This is a genomic window from uncultured Tateyamaria sp., from assembly GCF_947503465.1.
Lineage (GTDB): Bacteria > Pseudomonadota > Alphaproteobacteria > Rhodobacterales > Rhodobacteraceae > Tateyamaria.
Genome location: NZ_CANNDN010000001.1, coordinates 1,450,888 through 1,466,570, shown reverse-complemented (window position 1 = coordinate 1,466,570; position 15,683 = coordinate 1,450,888). Strand labels below are relative to the sequence as shown.

General features: G+C 64.6%; 20 protein-coding genes. 14 read left to right on the top strand and 6 right to left on the bottom strand.

All coding sequences use genetic code 11. The features are described from left to right. Nucleotides 1–9: 9 nt before the first annotated feature. From Q0844_RS07505 to Q0844_RS07495, 3 genes are all read left to right on the top strand, one after another. The gene (locus Q0844_RS07505) at nt 10–468 is read left to right on the top strand and encodes a DUF6173 family protein (protein ID WP_299043466.1); all 459 of its coding nucleotides are present in this window, start codon (nt 10–12) and stop codon (nt 466–468) included. Nucleotides 469–550: 82 nt separating this feature from the next. Next, on the top strand, nt 551–685 hold the full coding sequence (locus Q0844_RS07500) for an aa3-type cytochrome c oxidase subunit IV (protein WP_299043464.1): 135 nt from the start codon (nt 551–553) through the stop codon (nt 683–685). A 40-nt stretch (nt 686–725) separates the two neighbouring features. Next, on the top strand, nt 726–1,331 hold the full coding sequence (locus Q0844_RS07495; RefSeq protein WP_299043463.1) for a hypothetical protein: 606 nt from the start codon (nt 726–728) through the stop codon (nt 1,329–1,331). A gap of 51 nt (nt 1,332–1,382) precedes the next feature. Here Q0844_RS07495 and Q0844_RS07490 read toward each other — a convergent pair whose 3' ends face one another. Continuing rightward, a complete protein-coding gene (locus Q0844_RS07490) occupies nt 1,383–1,703 on the bottom strand; it encodes an AzlD domain-containing protein (protein ID WP_299043462.1) in 321 nt (106 codons plus the stop codon). Continuing rightward, nucleotides 1,700–2,410: an AzlC family ABC transporter permease gene (locus Q0844_RS07485; RefSeq protein ID WP_299043461.1), complete on the bottom strand. Its 711-nt coding sequence runs from the start codon at nt 2,408–2,410 to the stop codon at nt 1,700–1,702. Before Q0844_RS07485 ends, Q0844_RS07490 begins: the two co-directional genes overlap by 4 nt. 49 nt (nt 2,411–2,459) lie before the next feature. Here Q0844_RS07485 and Q0844_RS07480 point away from each other — a divergent pair, with 49 nt between their 5' ends. The 7 genes from Q0844_RS07480 to Q0844_RS07455 are packed head-to-tail and all read left to right on the top strand — an operon-like array spanning nt 2,460 to nt 7,582. Beyond that, a complete protein-coding gene (locus Q0844_RS07480; RefSeq protein WP_299043459.1) occupies nt 2,460–3,347 on the top strand; it encodes a formate dehydrogenase accessory sulfurtransferase FdhD in 888 nt (295 codons plus the stop codon). Continuing rightward, nucleotides 3,347–3,754: a hypothetical protein gene (locus tag Q0844_RS07475; protein ID WP_299043457.1), complete on the top strand. Its 408-nt coding sequence runs from the start codon at nt 3,347–3,349 to the stop codon at nt 3,752–3,754. Before Q0844_RS07480 ends, Q0844_RS07475 begins: the two co-directional genes overlap by 1 nt. Next, the gene (gene mobA / locus Q0844_RS07470; protein WP_299043455.1) at nt 3,751–4,353 is read left to right on the top strand and encodes a molybdenum cofactor guanylyltransferase MobA; all 603 of its coding nucleotides are present in this window, start codon (nt 3,751–3,753) and stop codon (nt 4,351–4,353) included. The genes Q0844_RS07475 and mobA overlap by 4 nt, the downstream gene beginning before the upstream one ends. After that, on the top strand, nt 4,350–4,841 hold the full coding sequence (mobB, locus tag Q0844_RS07465; RefSeq protein ID WP_299043453.1) for a molybdopterin-guanine dinucleotide biosynthesis protein B: 492 nt from the start codon (nt 4,350–4,352) through the stop codon (nt 4,839–4,841). Before mobA ends, mobB begins: the two co-directional genes overlap by 4 nt. Further along, nucleotides 4,838–5,713 carry a molybdopterin guanine dinucleotide synthesis gene (locus Q0844_RS20880; RefSeq protein WP_366522984.1) on the top strand — a complete coding sequence of 292 codons (876 nt, stop codon included), beginning with the start codon at nt 4,838–4,840 and terminating at the stop codon, nt 5,711–5,713. Before mobB ends, Q0844_RS20880 begins: the two co-directional genes overlap by 4 nt. Continuing rightward, nucleotides 5,700–6,944, top strand: a complete 1,245-nt coding sequence (glp, locus tag Q0844_RS20875; RefSeq protein ID WP_366522983.1) for a gephyrin-like molybdotransferase Glp — start codon at nt 5,700–5,702, stop codon at nt 6,942–6,944. The genes Q0844_RS20880 and glp overlap by 14 nt, the downstream gene beginning before the upstream one ends. 59 nt (nt 6,945–7,003) lie before the next feature. Continuing rightward, a complete protein-coding gene (locus Q0844_RS07455) occupies nt 7,004–7,582 on the top strand; it encodes a chemotaxis protein CheB (RefSeq protein WP_299043452.1) in 579 nt (192 codons plus the stop codon). Nucleotides 7,583–7,586: 4 nt separating this feature from the next. Here Q0844_RS07455 and Q0844_RS07450 read toward each other — a convergent pair whose 3' ends face one another. From Q0844_RS07450 to Q0844_RS07440, 3 genes are all read right to left on the bottom strand, one after another. Continuing rightward, on the bottom strand, nt 7,587–8,600 hold the full coding sequence (locus Q0844_RS07450; RefSeq protein ID WP_299043451.1) for a hypothetical protein: 1,014 nt from the start codon (nt 8,598–8,600) through the stop codon (nt 7,587–7,589). 4 nt (nt 8,601–8,604) lie between these two features. Further along, nucleotides 8,605–9,075 carry a transcription elongation factor GreA gene (greA, locus tag Q0844_RS07445; protein ID WP_299043450.1) on the bottom strand — a complete coding sequence of 157 codons (471 nt, stop codon included), beginning with the start codon at nt 9,073–9,075 and terminating at the stop codon, nt 8,605–8,607. A 159-nt stretch (nt 9,076–9,234) separates the two neighbouring features. Further along, nucleotides 9,235–9,615, bottom strand: a complete 381-nt coding sequence (locus Q0844_RS07440; protein WP_299043449.1) for a VOC family protein — start codon at nt 9,613–9,615, stop codon at nt 9,235–9,237. An 89-nt stretch (nt 9,616–9,704) separates the two neighbouring features. Here Q0844_RS07440 and soxR point away from each other — a divergent pair, with 89 nt between their 5' ends. From soxR to Q0844_RS07420, 4 genes are all read left to right on the top strand, one after another. Continuing rightward, entirely contained in the window at nt 9,705–10,163 is a 459-nt protein-coding gene (gene soxR / locus Q0844_RS07435) for a redox-sensitive transcriptional activator SoxR (protein ID WP_299043448.1), read from the top strand. Nucleotides 10,164–10,384: 221 nt separating this feature from the next. Continuing rightward, nucleotides 10,385–12,034, top strand: a complete 1,650-nt coding sequence (locus Q0844_RS07430) for an electron transfer flavoprotein-ubiquinone oxidoreductase (RefSeq protein ID WP_299043447.1) — start codon at nt 10,385–10,387, stop codon at nt 12,032–12,034. A 131-nt stretch (nt 12,035–12,165) separates the two neighbouring features. Beyond that, entirely contained in the window at nt 12,166–13,878 is a 1,713-nt protein-coding gene (locus Q0844_RS07425; protein WP_299043446.1) for a tetratricopeptide repeat protein, read from the top strand. Beyond that, nucleotides 13,868–14,674 carry a 4-(cytidine 5'-diphospho)-2-C-methyl-D-erythritol kinase gene (locus Q0844_RS07420; protein ID WP_299043445.1) on the top strand — a complete coding sequence of 269 codons (807 nt, stop codon included), beginning with the start codon at nt 13,868–13,870 and terminating at the stop codon, nt 14,672–14,674. The genes Q0844_RS07425 and Q0844_RS07420 overlap by 11 nt, the downstream gene beginning before the upstream one ends. Here the strand turns inward: Q0844_RS07420 and Q0844_RS07415 are convergent. After that, nucleotides 14,667–15,665, bottom strand: coding sequence for a polyprenyl synthetase family protein (locus Q0844_RS07415; protein WP_299043444.1), 999 nt, complete (start codon nt 15,663–15,665; stop codon nt 14,667–14,669). The two genes, Q0844_RS07420 and Q0844_RS07415, sit on opposite strands and share 8 nt — an antisense overlap. Nucleotides 15,666–15,683 lie beyond the last annotated feature (18 nt).

The following is a 15,683-nucleotide window of genomic DNA, read 5'->3' as shown; positions in this document are numbered from 1 at the left end:
GAGCGGGCCATGAACAACGACATCAAGACAGCGGCCGAGGCGGTCGAGGCAGACGCCCTGCCGCGCGCGCACGAGGTGCATTCGGACCCCGATGCGCGCAACGCAGGCGATCAGCCGCTGCCCAAAGGCGTGTCCAGGACGCCCACCGAAAAGAAAAGCCCGGCGCAATGGGCCTATGAACGGATCATCATGTACCTCAAGAATTTCGAGGAAAGCCTCGACAACGAACATGAGGTGGCGATGGGGTTCACGGGCGGTGACGCGGGCGTGCTGCGAATCGAGGGGATGGGATATTTTCCACCCGACATCGTGACCTTTTACGGTTCGGACCCGACCGGGGCCAAAACGCAGGCGATCCAGCATGTCAGCCAGCTGAATGTGATGCTGCGGGCGCTGCCCAAGGCCGTGGAACAGGCCGAACCGCGGCGCATCGGCTTCCGTCTGGCCCAGGATCTCGAAGACGAATGACACGTGATGCAACGACGCAGTGACAGACCCGCGCGGATAGGCTAAAGCGCGGCCCAAGCTGATACGGAAAGGGACCCGGAACATGGCAGAGCACAAAGTGGGCGAGATGGACGTCAAGAGCCAGGAAAAGACCTTTGACGGGTTCATGTCCTGGGTCACCTGGTCGGTGATCATCATCCTGGTCCTGCTGGTCGGCATGGCGATCTTTATCACCTGAGGTGACGTGGCCCCTGCGGGCCAAGTGGGGAGTGGTGGACATGCGAATGCTTGCAGCCCTTGCGGTGTGCGGCGCGCTGGCGGGCTGTGCACAGCCGCCTGCGGTGCCTTATGCGTCGGATGCGCGGGTGGCCTCGGTTGCCTATCGCGCACCGGGGCCTGCCACGATCACCGTCATGACCATGGTGTCGAACCGCGACGGGTCGGGTGGGCATTCCGCGTTGATGATCAACGGCAGCCAACGGGTGATCTTTGATCCGGCGGGCTCCTTCGTGAACGAGCGGGTGCCCGAACAGGAGGATGTGCTCTACGGCGTGTCGCCTGCGGTGCTCAAGGGCTACAAGAGCGCCCATGCGCGCAGCACCTTTCACGTCGTCAGCCAAACGGTCGAAGTGACCCCGGAACAGGCCGAAATTGCGCTGCAACTGGCGCAGCGCAACGGTGCGGTGCCCCGCGCGTTCTGTACCAACGCCAACACCAACCTGCTGCGGCAAGTGCCGGGCTTCGAAGACATCCGCACCACGTTTTTTCCGACCAACCTGATGGAGCAGATGGCGCAGCGCCCCGGCGTGATCGAAGACAGGTATTTCGAAAATGACGAAGGCACGATCGTGGACGGGATTGAGAACCTGGTCATTGCCGAGTGACGGGGCCGGACGCGCTTTGGCGGTGCCAAAGACGCCCCGCCCACCGTCCCTTCAGACCAGGTAGACCAGCACAAACAGGGTCGTGGCCCCGGCCCCGATGGCGGCAAACACGTTGCGCGTCCACATGCCCACGCCCAGCGTTGCAAGGGCCGCCAACACGCGGGTGACATCGGTACTGCCGTTTTCGCCTGAATAGACCACCAGCGGTGCCACCAGCGCAGGCAGGATTGCCACCGCCGTATAGCGCAGATGGCGCAGCAGCCACTCGGGCAGGGGCCTGTCGCCCACGAAGCCGAGGAACGCAAAGCGCAACAGAAAGCTGCCCACACCCAGCCCGATGATGACGGTCCACAGGGTTGCGCTGTCGATCATGGCGTGCGCCCCTTCAACATCACCTCGGCCTGGGCGCCTGCCATCATGCCTGCGGCCCCCGCGACGATCAGGCCCAGCGAATAAGGGACGGAGACGGCCAAAAGGCCCACCACCACCGCGACCACGGCGGCAATCAGATGCGGCAGCGTGCGCACCATGGGGGCAACCATGGACAAAAATGCAATCGGCAGCGCGAAATCCAGCGGCAGGTCCTGCGGCAGTTGCGTGCCGACAGCCGCGCCGACATAGCTCATCCCGAACCAGAAGATCATCACCAGCAGGCACGTGCCGAAATAGTAGGCCATCCGCTGCGGCACATTCAGATCGGGGGCCGCCTCGAACTTCGCATGGCTCAGGGCATAGCTTTGATCCACCAGCAAATAGGCCGCAAACACCCGCTGCCACAACGGTGCCTTGCCCAGATAGGGGGTAAGCGCCGCGGAATACATCGCCACCCGCAGGTTCACCGCAAGGGCCGACAGGATCACAACAACGGTGGGCGCATCGTTCTGCAACACCTGCAACGCGGTGAATTGGGCCGCCCCCGCGATCACCACCAGCGAAAAGGTCATCACCTCGAACACGTTCAACCCCGCCTCGGTCGCCAACACGCCAAACAGCAGCGCAAAGGGACCGGCCACGAAGATAAACGGTGCGCCGTCGCGCACGCCCGCCCAAAAAGCGGATTTGGTGGTGGTGATGGGCATGAGGGGGCCTTAGACTGATCTCTGAATGGGTAACGCCAGCCACGGGGGGATGCAATTGGCACGTGACGCCAACACGAACGGATACATCATCGCGCCCGACCCGTCTGCGGCCCGGCTGACCCGCGCGGTGACGGGCCACGACCATACCGGGGCCGAAACACAGATCAGCGTGGTCGAGGAACGCCCCCTCACCATCTACCTCAACGCACAGGAAATCGTGACGGCCATGACCATCGGGGATTACCCCGACTACCTGGCTCTGGGCTTCCTGCGCAACCAGCGGATGCTGACGGATGCCGATACGATCACGCGGGTGGACTATGACGAGGAACTCGAAACCGTCGTCGTCCGCACCGCCACCCCCACCAACCACGAGGACAAGCTGAAGAAAAAGACGCGCACCAGCGGCTGCGCGGTGGGCACCGTCTTCGGCGACATGATGGAGGGGCTGGAGGATGCCCAGCTGCCCGCAGCAGATGTCCGCACCTCATGGCTCTATGCCCTGTCGGCCACGATCAACCGCACCCCCTCGCTCTACCTCGAAGCGGGGGCCATCCACGGCACGGTCCTGTGCCACCGCGACCAGCCACTTGTCTACATGGAGGACGTGGGCCGCCACAACGCCGTGGACAAGGTGGCGGGCTGGATGCTGCAAACCGGCGCCGATCCTGCGGACAAGATCCTCTACACCACCGGCCGGCTCACGTCGGAAATGGTGATCAAGACGGCCCTCATGGGCATTCCTGTGCTCGCCTCACGGTCGGGCTTCACCGCGTGGGGCGTTGAAATCGCACAGCAGGTCGGCCTGACCCTGATCGGCCGTATGCGCGGGCAACGCTTCGTCTGCCTCAGCGGCGAAGACCGGCTGATCCGCGACACGGACCCCACCAGCATCACGGACGAGCCGCGCAAGAGCGGGCGCAAGGGGGCCGCGTAATGGACGCATCCCCCTTTGCCGACGCGGTCGAAGCCGCCCGCGCGCTCATCGACACACAGAAACGGCCCGACTGGCACACCGTCGCCGCCGTCGTGGTGACCCGTCGCGGCCAGCGGTATATCGGCATGAACCTCGACAGCATCTTGCCCCGCGCCAGTGTCTGCGCCGAACCCGTGGCGCTGGGCATGGCGATGACCCATGACCCCGACGATCCCATCGTGTTCTGCGCCGCCGTCAACCGGCACGGCGCGGTTATTCCCCCCTGCGGCCCCTGCCGCGAACTGATGCTCGACTTTGCCCGCCAGGCACAGGTCGCCGTCCCGGACGACACCGAAGGGGGCTATATCACCGTGCCGATGGCGACCCTCATGCCCACCCCCTACAAACAGGACCGGCGCAAGCCATGACCCCACCCCTTGGCGTAATCCTCGCGGGCGGACAGGCCACGCGCATGGGCGGCGGCGACAAGGGGCTGCTGCGCGCAGGTGACAAACGCCTGATTGACCACGTGATCGACAGGCTTTCGCCGCAGGTCGCGGGCCTGGCGCTTAATGCCAATGGCGACCCGGGCCGCTTTGACGACCTCAACCTGCCCGTGATCGCGGACAGTATCGGTGGCTTCGCAGGCCCGCTTGCGGGGGTGCTGGCCGGGCTCGACTGGGCCGCGGAACAGGGCGCGGACGCCATCGTCACCGCCGCCGCCGACACACCGTTCTTCCCATGCGATCTGGTCCCCCGCCTGCAATTGGCGACCGAAGGCATGGACCACCCGCTGGCGCTGGCCGCCACACTCGACCCCAAACGCGGACAGGCGCGGCACCCGACATTCGGTCTCTGGCCGGTCGCCTTGCGCGACGACCTGCGCGCGGCACTGGACGCTGGCCTGCGCAAGGTTGTCCTCTGGACCGACCAACATGACGGACGCACCGCCCTTTTCCCGGACGAGGCCGCGTTCTTCAACGTGAACACCCCCGACGACCTGAATACCGCAAAGGACATGGCATGAGGATCTATGGCGTGGTGGGGTGGAAAAACGCAGGCAAGACCGGCCTGATGGAACGGCTCGTGACCGAGATCACGCGGCGCGGCATCACCGTCTCGACCGTCAAGCACGCGCACCACACGTTCGACGTGGACCATCCCGGCAAGGACAGCCACCGCCACCGCGTCGCCGGCGCGTCCGAGGTGCTGCTGGCCTCGCGCAATCGCGTGGCCTTGATGCAGGAATTGCGGGATCAGGACGAACCCACACTCGACGATCTGCTGAAACGCCTCAGCGCGGTCGATCTGGTGCTGGTCGAAGGCTACAAACGCGACGCGCATCCCAAGGTCGAGGCGCACAGGGCCGAAACCGGCAATCCCCTGATCGCGCCCGACGATCCGACCATCCGCGCCATTGCCAGCGACACGGCGCTGACGATGGACCGGCCCGTCTTCGATCTGAACGACACCACTCGTATTGCCGATTTCATCCTGTCAGAGGTCGGCCTGTGACCGCTTTCGACACCCTCCTCGTGGCCGACTGGTCCGCAGGCAAACGCCGCCCCGCGCGCCCCAGCAAGGATGCGATCTGGCTTGGCGTTGTCCGCAATGGCGTGGCACAGGACCCGATCTATTGCCGCGCGCGGCAAGAGGCAGAGGCGCAGATCACGGCGCTCATCGACGCGGAACGGGCCGCAGGCCGTCGCATGCTCGCGACGTTCGATTTCCCCTTTGGGTACCCGCGCGGCTTCGCGCGCCACCTTACCGGCTGCGATGATCCCTTCGCTCTGTGGGACTGGATCAGCGCCCGCATCACGGATGCGCCCGACGGGACCAACAACCGTTATGATGTCGCAGAGACCATGAACGCGCAGTTTGACGGCCCCGGCCCGTTCTGGGGCAAGCCAAACCAGACCGATTGGCCGGGCGTGCCCTACCGCAAGACCGGGATCAACTACGACGCAGTGCCCGAACGACGCGTCTGCGACCTGGCGGCCAAGGCGTCTTCCAGCTGTTTTCAACTGGCCTTCCCGCCGACGGTCGGCGGCCAGATCCTCATGGGTCTGCCCACCCTGAACCGCCTGCGTGCGCGTCCCGGCGTGGCCGTCTGGCCGTTCCAGGCGTGGCAAGACGCGCCTGTCGTCCTTGCCGAAATCTGGCCCGGTTTGATCGAACCGGCCGTCAAGGCCGCCCAGACCGATGGCATCCGCGACGCCGTGCAGGTCCGCCTGTTGGCGACGGCGCTGTCGCGCGTGCCCGCTGCGACCCTGCGCCGCTGGATGACCGACCTGCCATCTGCCGCGCGCGAAGAGGCATGGATCTTGGGCGCAGGCCATGCCGCCGACCTGCTGGCCTGTGCGGAGGACACCGATGCCGCCGCTTAAGAACGACTGTTTCGCCTTGCCGCCGGGGGTGCACTGGACGCCCGTGGACGAGGCGTTGGCCGATCTGCGCACGCGTCTGTCCTGCGTCGTGGACACCGAAAAATGGCCCGTGGCAGAGGCCCTCGACCGCATCCTTGCCACGGACATTTCAGCGCCTCGCGCGCACCCGCCGCTGCCAAACACGGCTGTAGATGGTTACGGGTTCCTTAACGGACGCGGGGAAGGGGACCACAACATCCCGCTTGTGGCGCAGCATATGGCTGCCGGAGCGGCCCCCGACACAAGTGTCCCCGCGGGGACAGCCATCCGCATTCTCACCGGCGCGGCCCTTCCGGACGGGGTCGATACCGTGATTTTGCAAGAAGATGTCGAGGTCCGCGACGGCGCCATCCACTTCACGGGCCCGATCAGGCAGGGGGCCAACACCCGCAAGGCAGGTGAGGATGTGCAGGTCGGCGACGTGATCGCGCAGGCGGGGCGCAAGTTGACGCCTGCCGACCTTGCGCTTCTCTCTGCGGTGGGGGTGGCAGAGGTGCCGGTACGGCAGCGGCTGCGCGTTGGCATCCTGTCGACCGGGGACGAATTGCGCCAACCCGGCGAGACCGCCGCGCCGGGCCAGATCTATGACGCGAACCGGCCGATGCTGCGCGGGCTTGTCACGCGGTTGGGCCACGCGCCCGTGGACCTCGGCCAGGTGCCCGACAGCCGCGCAGACCTGCGCGCCCGCCTGAACGAGGCGGCGCGCAGCGTGGACGTGATCCTCACCAGCGGCGGCGCGTCCGCGGGCGATGCGGACCACGTGTCAGCCCTGTTAAACGAGGCCGGGGCCATGGCGCTCTGGCGCATCGCGATCAAGCCCGGACGCCCGCTGTGCTTGGGGATGTGGGAGGGCACGCCGGTCTTTGGGCTGCCGGGCAATCCGGTTGCCGCGATGGTCTGCACGCTGGTCTTTGGGGCCCCCGCGCTGGCCCTGCTGGCAGGGGCCGACTGGACCGCGCCGCAGGGGTTCATGGTGCCTGCCGGGTTCTCAAAATCGAAGAAGCCGGGGCGGCGGGAATTCCTGCGCGCGCGTCTCCGCGGGGACAGGGTCGAGGTCTTTGCCTCGGAGGGGTCGGGGCGGATCAGCGGACTGTCTTGGGCCGAAGGGCTGGTAGAATTGCCCGATCACGCCATATCAATAGAACACGGCGACCTTGTGCGCTTTATCCCCTGGGCCGGGTTCGGCATGTGATGCCCATCAATCAAGGCGACGTGCCGTCTTGCGACACTTGACAGGATGGGCCCATCAACATGAGCGACAACATCATCGTCATAGGCGCGTCCGCCGGCGGGTTGAAGCCCATGATCCGTGTCTTGCGGGTCTTGCCGCGCAATCTGGATGCGCCCGTGGTGGTTGCCATTCATGGCGGTCAGTTCAGTCAGTTGACCGAAGTGTTGACAGGCAAGGTGCTGTTGCCCGTGCAGAAAGCCACCGACGGGCAACGCCTGGAACGGGGGGTGATCGCCGTGTGTCCCGGCGGGGAACACACACGGGTCGAAGGCCGCACGCTGCGCCTTGGGCGCCTGCCCGATGCGGCGCGGTTTCAGCCCTCTGTCGACCTGCTGTTTCGCAGTGCCGCCGAAAGCTATGGCGCCGGAACGGTCGCGGTTGTTCTGTCGGGCAACCTCAATGACGGCACGATGGGTGCGCAGGCGGTGCACGAGGCGGGCGGGTGCACGCTGGTGCAGGCCCCGGGCGAGGCGGATTTCGCGTCGATGCCGGCCAGCGTGGTGCTGCATGATCATCCGGATGCAGAGCTGAAGGCGGAGCACATTGCGCAGCGGTTGCTGGACATGGTGGGCGCGCGCGGGCTGGTGCGCCCGGATTGAGCCCCTAGTCGAACGTGCCTGCGACGCGGCCCAGCAGCATGAAAGCGCGCGCCGTGCGGGTGTCGCTGAGGGCCGAGATTTCCGAATCCGTGGCGGTTTCGGCAAAGGCCGATATGGCCTTGTCGAAGCGGCGCAGGAAGTGATGCGCGGCATCCCGAAAGATCGGATCCTGTTTCATCCGGCCTGCGGACAGGGCCAGGGATGAACGATCCCTTACACCACCGAGCGGTGCCACCGCACGGCCCCGCGCGCCTTGGGCGAACTGGCGCCAGATTTCGGGCCGGGCGCGGTCGGGGCGCAGGTCATCCATGTAGATGCCATCCTGGCTGAGCAGGGTCAGGATGTCCTGGGCCGCCTGTACCAGCTTGGCCGTCTCACGGTCGCGCATGGCCTTGCGCAGCGCGACAAAGCCTTCCTCGTCCTCGGCCGTTTCGGGGAAGTTGAGGGCACGGATGAAATCTTCGGTCGCAAGCGGCGGCGCGATGTCTTCGGCGCTGGTGCCAAGCGCCAGCGCGGGCTGATCGCCGCTGAGGTCTTCGGCCCGTGCGGCAGGGTGCGGGGCCGGGGCCTGGTCCCGGCGGCTTTGGAAGGTGGCAAGCGCCGTTTCGGTCTTGCGGGTGGCGGCGGCAATCTCATCGAGCTTGCGCGCGACCGAGGGCTCATCCGCCACGTTGCGCCCCTGGTTCTGGGCGATATAGGCCTGCCGGATCGCGTCGATGGCGGTCTGCAACCGCTGACTTTCCTCGCGCATCACCATGCTGGAGCGGGCCGCCGTGGCCGCGACCCAGATCATCGCGATGGGCATGAACACCGCCAGCATCGTGATCAGAAAGCGCAACCCTTCGCCGGTGCCCGCCGGGTCATCGCCTGCCAGAATGAAATAGGCCGCCGCCCCCACCAGCCAGATGGCGGTGAGGATCAACGCGGCGATCTCGATCCCTGTGACACCCCCGGTGCTGGGCTTGTCGTAGATACCCAGGGGGGTCGGGCGCGATTGGGGTTCGGGCTTGTCGGCCATGGCCTCAGCTATAGCTGATTTTCAGGACTTCATAGGACTTTTCACCGCCGGGTGTCCGCACCTCGACGCTGTCGCCCTCTTCCTTGCCGATCAGGGCCCGTGCGATGGGCGATTTTATGTTCAAGAGGCCCTTTTCGATATTGGCCTCGTATTCGCCAACGATCTGATAGGTTTTCTCTTCGTCCGTGTCCTCGTCGACCAGGGTGACGGTCGCGCCGAACTTGATGGAGCCGGAGAGTTTGGCGGGGTCGATCACCTCGGCCAGCGAAATCACGCCCTCAAGCTCCTTGATCCGGCCCTCGATAAAGGACTGCTTTTCCTTGGCCGAATGGTATTCGGCGTTTTCGGACAGATCCCCGTGTTCGCGCGCTTCGGCAATCGCCTTGATGATGGCGGGGCGCTCTTCGGTCTTGAGGTGTTTCAATTCCGTTTCCAGTGCAGTGGCACCGGCGCGGGTCATCGGGATCTTTTCCATCGGCGTCGTCCTAATCACGAGCGGCGGCCCGATTTGGAGCCGCCGTTGTTTGCGATGGGGATTACCTGACCCAATGGGACGGGGGAATGCAAGGGGGTAAGGGGGCCAGCCCCCGTCGCTGGCGCGACTCCCCCGGCATATTTTGGGAACAATGAGGACCTAGTCGTATTGCACGACCTCGTATTCGATGTTGTCGGCGTCGTGGAAGTAGAAGCGGCGGCCCGGTTCGTAGTCATGGTGTTGGCCCACCTGGAACCCGCGGTCGCGGGCAGCCTGTTCGATCCCTTCGAGATCATCTGTGACAATGGCGATATGGTTCAGACCGCCGATGGTGGCGTAGGAGCTTTCACGCCCCTTTGCCGCCGCGTCCTGTGTGTAGAGCGCGAGATAATGCGTGTCCGTTCCGACGTGGACGGTACGCCCGACCTCCATCGCGTTGCCGGCCCACCGGATATGCCAGCCAAAGAGGTCGCACATCCACGCGGCGGTTGAATCGGGATTCGAGACGGTGAGATTGGTGTGTTCGAGCATCGCGGGCATGGTCTGGTCCTTTCGTCATAGTCTTTCCTTTTCAGGTCTATGGGGTCATGCTGCGACCTCAAGTCAACTTGAGGTCAAGGGATTTTTTCATGGCACCGTCAGAAGGGTTGAGCATTGGGGATATTGCGGCGCGGACCGGGTTGGCGGTGTCTGCGATCCGGTATTACGAGGACGAGGGGCTGGTGGCCCCGTGGCGGAATGCCGGAGGGCAGCGCCGGTTTCAGCGGGCTGACATCCGGCGCCTGAGTTTCATCATGGTCGCGCAGCAATTCGGGTTTACCCTGGCGCAGATCAAGGCGGAGCTGGACCTGTTGCCCCGCCACCGCGCGCCGACGAAGCGGGACTGGGCCCGCATCAGCACAGAGTTTCGCACCGGCCTGGATGCGCGCATTGCGCGGCTGGAAAAATTGCGCGACACGCTGGATGGCTGTATCGGCTGTGGCTGTTTGAGCCTGGAGGCGTGCGCGTTATACAATCCGGCCGATACGGCGGCGGAGAAGGGGCAGGGGCCACGGTATCTGCTGGGAGACCGGCCGCCCGCGCGCTGATCGCCTTTCGTGCGGATTTGAAAGACGGGTGCCTGCCCTGGGGGGTAGGACACAGGGTGACGTAAATGGCCGTGACGTCACTTGAAATAACGTGCGGTCGTTTCGTGAATTTTTTGTGGATTTTTTCACGGGGACAGTTCACCACATTGCGCGCGCCCTATCTGTAGGGTAGCGACGACAAAATTTGCGCGAAAGCGCCGGGAGTTGAAGGGAGCCGCCGGATGGCCGAGATTGAACGCGAAGCGATGGAATATGACGTAGTGATCGTGGGGGCAGGGCCGGCCGGTCTGTCGGCGGCCATTCGTCTGAAACAGCTGGATGCCGATCTGAACGTCGTGGTTCTTGAGAAAGGGTCCGAGGTCGGGGCGCATATCCTGTCGGGTGCGGTGCTGGACCCGTGTGGTCTGGATGCGTTGATCCCGGATTGGAAGGAAAAGGGTGCGCCGCTGAACGTGCCGGTCAGGGACGACAATTTCTATATGCTGGGTGAGGCGGGGCAGGTCCGTATCCCCAACTTCCCCATGCCGCCGCTGATGAACAACCACGGCAACTACATCGTCTCCATGGGCAATGTCTGTCGCTGGATGGCCGAGCAGGCCGAGGCGATGGGGGTCGAGATTTTCCCCGGCATGGCGTGTTCCGAGCTTGTTTATGGCGACAAGGGCGAGGTGAAGGGCGTTGTGGCCGGTGTGTTCGGCCTGGAGGCGGACGGGTCGATTGGCGAGAACACCGAGCCGGGCATGGAGTTGCACGGCAAGTATGTGTTCCTGTCCGAGGGTGTCCGCGGGTCGCTGTCGAAGGAAGTGATTGCCAAATACGGCCTGAGCGATGGCAGGGAGCCGCAGAAATACGGCCTGGGCATGAAAGAGATCTGGGAGATTGATCCCGAGAAGCACCGCGAAGGGTCTGTCACCCACACGATGGGCTGGCCGCTGGGCAAGAACGCGGGTGGCGGGTCGTTTATCTATCACCTTGAGAACAATCAGGTTTATGTGGGTTTCGTGGTCCACCTGAACTACCGCAACCCGCATCTGTTTCCTTATATGGAGTTCCAGCGGTTCAAGCATCACCCGATGGTTGCCGACCTGCTGAAGGGCGGCAAGCGCGTGGCCTATGGGGCGCGGGCGATTTCCGAGGGTGGATACCAGTCGATGCCCAAGATGGTCGCGCCCGGCGTGGCCCTGCTGGGCTGTTCGGTGGGCATGGTCAACGTGCCGCGCATCAAGGGCAACCACAATGCGATGCTGTCGGGCAAGGCAGCGGCGGAGGCGGCCTTTGACGCGATCAAGGCAGACCGTGCCGGCGACGAATTGACCGCCTACGAGACCGAGGTGCGCAACGGCGCCATCGGCAAGGACCTCAAGAAGGTGCGCAATGTGAAGCCGTTGTGGTCGAAATACGGGCTGGTGGCGTCGCTGATGGGCGGTGGTCTGGACATGTGGACCAACACGATGGGCTTTTCGCTGTTTGGCACGCTGGGGCATGGCAAGACCGATGCAGAGGCCACCGAAGAGGCCAGCAAGCACACGCCCATCGACTATCCCAAGCCAGATGGCACGCTGTCCTTTGACCGGCTGACGAATGTGTCCTTCAGCTTTACCAATCACGAGGAAAGCCAGCCCGCACACCTGCGGCTGACCGATGACAGCATCCCCGTGGCGCAGAACCTGCCGAAATATGCGGGGCCGAGCGCGCGGTATTGTCCGGCGGGTGTCTATGAGTTCGTGGAGGAAGAGGGCAAGGACACGCGCTTTGTCATCAACTTCCAGAACTGCGTGCACTGCAAGACCTGCGATATCAAGGACCCGGCCCAGAACATCATCTGGACCACGCCGCAGGGGGGCGACGGGCCGAATTATCCGAACATGTGATCAGGACAAAGGCCGGGCCCCTTGCCCGGCCTTTTTTCTGGCACCCATCCGCTGACACTTGCGCGAGGCCACATTGCACATGGGGCCAGACGTGCTAGCCTCTGGTCAAACAGAGAAAAGGCAGTGCCCCCGTGATCCGAACGCTTCTTTCCAGTGTTGCCCTGGCCGCCGTTCTGGCGACCGCGCCGCACACCACATCCGCACAATCCGTTGCCGGATCGTATCTGGCCGGACGGCAGGCCGCGATCCTGAGCGATTTTGAAGCTGCGGCGCGGTATTATACCGAGGCCCTTGCCCGTGATCCGGGCAATGTGGAGTTGATGGAGGATTCCATTGTGGCCCAGCTGGCCCTGGGCCGCGTGGACCGCGCCCTGCCCATTGCGCGCCTGGTGGAAGAACGCGGCGCGCGCAGTCAGGCCGCCCACATGGTCATCATCGCCGAGATGCTGAAGCAGGAAGACTATGCCGCGTACCTGGCGCGGGACACCGAGACGCAGGGCATCGGACCCCTTGTGGATGGGCTGCTGAACGCATGGGCCCTGGTGGGCGACGATCAGACAGAGGCGGCCATGGCGGCCTTTGATGACGTGTCAGAGCAGCGGGGCGTACGCGGATTTGCCCTGTATCACAAGGCGATGGCGCTGGCGGGACTGGGACAGTTCGCGGCCGCGGCGGATCTCTTTGAAAACGATGGCTCCGGTCCGCTGCAACAGACACGCCGTGGCGCGATGGCACGGGCCGAAGTCCTGTCGCAACTGGGCCGCAACGCGGATGCGATTGCGTCGCTTGAGGCTGCGTTCGGGTCCGTGACCGACCCGGAACTGGACGCGATGACCCTGGCGCTGGAGGCCGGTGAGACGCTGGCCTTTACCCATATCACGTCGGCCCGCGACGGTATGGCCGAGGTGTTCTATTCGCTGGCGGGCGCGCTGCGCCAGGACGCGGGGGCGGATTACACGCTGCTTTACGGTCGCGTGGCGCGGTATCTGCGCCCGGATCACGTCGATGCCCTGCTGCTGAATGCCGACCTGCTGGAGACATTGCAGCAATACGAGCTGGCGAACGCGGCCTATAAACAGGTGCCCGCGGATCACCCGGCCTTTCACGCCGCCGAGTTGGGGCGCGCCGCCGCCCTGCGCGAATCCGGCAAGCCGGATGCCGCCATCGAGGTGCTGGAGCAGCTTGCCAAACGCTTTGGCGATCTGGCGCTAGTCCATTCGACGCTGGGCGATGTGCTGCGTCAGCAAAACCGATTTGAAGATGCGGTTGCCGCCTATGATCGTGCGCTGGACCTGACGGACCCGAATGCGCGGGGCGCGTGGTTCCTGCATTATGCGCGTGCGATTTCCCACGAGCGCCTCAAGGAATGGCCCAAGGCCGAAGCGGATTTTCGTCGCGCGCTGGAGCTGAACCCGGGCCAGCCGCAGGTCCTGAACTATCTTGGCTATTCGCTGGTCGAAAAGCAGATCAAGCTGGACGAAGCGCTGGAGATGATCGAGCAGGCGGTCGCCGCCAGCCCCGACAGCGGGTACATCGTGGATTCGCTGGGCTGGGTTCTGTACCGGCTGGGCCGCTACGAAGAGGCCGTGGACCATATGGAGCGGGCCGTTGAACTGATGCCGATTGATCCGGTGGTGAATGACCACCTGGGCGATGTGTATTGGGCCGTGGGGCGCGAGCGCGAGGCGCAGTTCCAGTGGATGCGGGCGCTGAGCTTTGTCGATCCCGACGAGGTGGATGGCGAGGCGGACCCGGACCGGATGCGCCGCAAGCTGGAAGTGGGGCTGGACAAGGTGCTGGAAGAGGAAGGCGCCGAACCCCTGAAGGTTGCGAATGACGATTGAGGCCTTTGCGCCCGCCAAGATCAACCTGACCCTGCATGTGACCGGCCAACGCGATGATGGCTATCATCTTCTTGATTCCTTTGTGGTTTTTGCGGATGTGGGGGACCGGTTGAGGTTGACGCCCGGTGATGCCCTGTCACTGGATGTTACGGGGCCGTTTGCCGATGGTGTTCCAACGGATGCGCGCAACCTTGCGTGGCGCGCGGCGGACCTGGCGGGTTGGACCGGTCACATCGAGATAGAAAAGAACCTGCCCCATGGCGCGGGGATTGGTGGCGGATCGGCTGATGCCGCGGCTGTGTTGCGTGCTTTGGGGGCTGGACCGGATGCGCTGGCCCTTGGGGCTGACGTTCCGGTGTGCATGGTGCGACGGGCCGCGCGCATGGGCGGTATTGGCGACGTTGTGACGCCGGTTGCAGACGATCCGACCTTCTTTGCCGTTCTGGTCAATCCGGGCCTGCATGTGGCGACGCCCAAGGTCTTTGCCCGTTTGCAGCGCAAGGACAATGCGGGCATGGCACCGTTGCCACCGCGTCACTCAGGCATGCGGGGGTGGTTGGATTGGCTGCGTGCGCAGCGCAACGACTTGCAGGCCCCCGCGATGGCTATCGCGCCCGGCATTGATCGGGTCCTGCGCGGCCTTGAGGCGGCGCCGGGTGTTCTTGTCACGCGTATGTCGGGATCGGGTGCGACCTGTTTCGGGTTGTTTCCCACCCGGTCAGCTGCGCAGTTTGCGGCCAGCGCGATTGCCGCGGAACGCCCCGATTGGTGGTGCGTTCCCGCGACGCTTAGCTGATCCGTTCGACCACGTAATCGGCCAGGTCAATCAGCATGTCGCGCAGATCATGCGCGGGCAGGGTGCCAAGCGCCGTCTTGGCCTTCTTCGCCCAGGCAATGGCATCCTGTCGTGTGGCGTCTAGCGCGCCATGTTTGCCGAGCAGGGCCAGCGCGTGGTCGAGATCGCCGTCATCCTGCTGGCCCTTTTCAATGGTGCGGGACCAGAAGGCGCGCTCTTCGCTGTCGGCCTGTGCCACGGCCTTGATCACCGGCAGGGTCAGTTTGCGTTCACGGAAATCGTCACCGACATTCTTGCCGGTGGCCGAGGCCTGACCCTGGTAGTCCAGCAGGTCATCCACGATCTGAAATGCGATGCCAAGCGCGTCGCCGTAGTCGAAAAGTGCCTGCGTCGTGGCGGCGTCCTTGCCCGCGATCACGCCGCCCACTTCCATCGCGGCGGAGAACAGGGCGGCCGTCTTGCCGCGCACCACCTGCAAATAGATGGCCTCGTCCGTGGCGAGGTCCTGGGCGGCGGTCATTTGCAGAACTTCGCCTTCGGCGATGGTGGCGGCGGCGTCCGACAGGATGCGCAGAACGTCGATATTGCCGGTCTCTGTCATCAGCTGGAAGCTGCGCGCGAAGAGATAGTCGCCCACCAGCACCGACGATTTGTTGTCCCACAGCAAGTTGGCCGTGGGCCGTCCGCGCCGCTGGCCGCTTTCGTCCACCACGTCGTCATGCAGCAGGGTGGCGGTGTGGATGAATTCGACCGTGGCCGCAAGATGCACGTGATAGGGGCCGGGATAGCCGCACAGGTGGGCCGCGGCGAGCGTCAGCATGGGGCGCAGGCGCTTGCCGCCCGCTTCGACCAGGTGGCGGGTCACTTCGGGAATGCGGGGCGCATGTTCCGACGCCATGCGGTCGCGGATCAGGTCGTTCACGCCTTCCAGATCGGCCGATAGATAGGCCGCCAGACGGTCATGCGGCTTTGCGATTGCGGACGCGTCCATCACTTTCCTCATTGCACC